Source organism: Pseudanabaena sp. SR411 (assembly GCF_002251945.1).
Classification (GTDB): domain Bacteria; phylum Cyanobacteriota; class Cyanobacteriia; order Pseudanabaenales; family Pseudanabaenaceae; genus Pseudanabaena.
This window is the reverse complement of sequence record NZ_NDHW01000050.1, coordinates 1-1,316: the sequence shown is the minus strand read 5'-3', so window position 1 is coordinate 1,316 and position 1,316 is coordinate 1. Positions and strand designations below refer to the sequence as shown.

The 1,316-nt window shown below is 42.5% G+C and carries 1 protein-coding gene; it reads right to left on the bottom strand.

Translation table 11 applies throughout. The features are described 5' to 3' along the window. Positions 1-1,316 (bottom strand): hypothetical protein (locus B9G53_RS27150; RefSeq protein ID WP_176453076.1); only part of this gene is annotated, 1,316 nt, incomplete at both ends.

The window sequence follows — 1,316 nt, the reverse complement described above, 5'->3', positions numbered from 1 at the left end:
GGTCTGTGCATCCAAAAACCTCATAAACACAACTTCCATCATCTTCTTCAGCATCAGGATTATAATTCAGCGCTTCTGGGTCTGTGCATCCATAAACAGCTTCGGGATATTCACAAGTGCCGTTATTGATGGTCACATCAGGATTGTAGTTTGTCGCTTCTGGGTCATTGCATCCAAAGACATCAACGCCATTGATACACTCAAATAAACTTACTTCTTTGTCAGTGCGATCGCTATCACATTCAGAAAACTCGGAAACTGTGACAGGCACATCTCGACCGTTAACATTGAGGGTAAATCTAACGCTACGAGTAGGTAAACCACAGTCGATAAATTCTTCAACAAATACATACTCAATACCGCAATCTCCCTCATTGTCGCCATCAGGCAAACAGATAGGATCGTCAGGGAATAGGGCGCAAAACTCTTTAGTACCCTCAATCTCTTCATCAAAGCAAGGTGGGCAAGGGGCAATATAACCAGAGAAAGCAGGGGGTTCTGAAACCTCAAACCATCCATCCCCAAAATTAGCAAATAGAGGTGGTTTACTATAACCCGCTACATCGGTGAATGATTCCGAAGCTGGTAAAACATCATTTTGAGGTATATCAACTTCATTAGCTCCAATATATGCAGTTGACCATCCTTGCTCTATTTGAGTTGGTGGGGTTACAAAGGTAACCCTACGGAATCCATAACAACTCGATCGAGGTCTAATTGGTTGACCGTTGCTAAAAAAACCGTTGCAAATGGTGACTGACACCGTGCATGGACGTGGTGGACAATTATCAGCACAGTCAGGAATATCAAGAGGTGGCTCTGTTGGGGGAGCTGGTGGTAGTTCTGTTGGCGGTTCGCTTGGGATGCACTCACAATTTAGAAACCATTGCTCTCTTAACCAAAAACCGACAATTTTATCTAATAGTTGAGTACTTTCACCTGTCAGGATTTCATTAACTGTGAAGAAATATCCCAGAATTGGGACTAATTCAGCCATGAATATAAAAACATCTGAAAAGCTCACAGGCTCTGGTAATGGAGGCGGCTCTAGTTCACAAAACGCACCCATTTCTATTCCATTAACAAGCTCATCATAGATAAGTCCAACCGTTTTCTGGGCGGTTTTCTTCAGCATCTCTTCCAGAAAATCTAAAGTTTCGTCCTTGTCAAACTTTAGAGAAGCAATCTTTTGAATTGCTTCAGGTATTAGGTCTAGTAGTCTGCAAAGTACTCCCTCCAAATCAAATAGAGCGCAAAGCACACCAATTTCATTAGTATTGATGTAATCGCGTCCGCCTGCTCTTTTTCTGGAACCA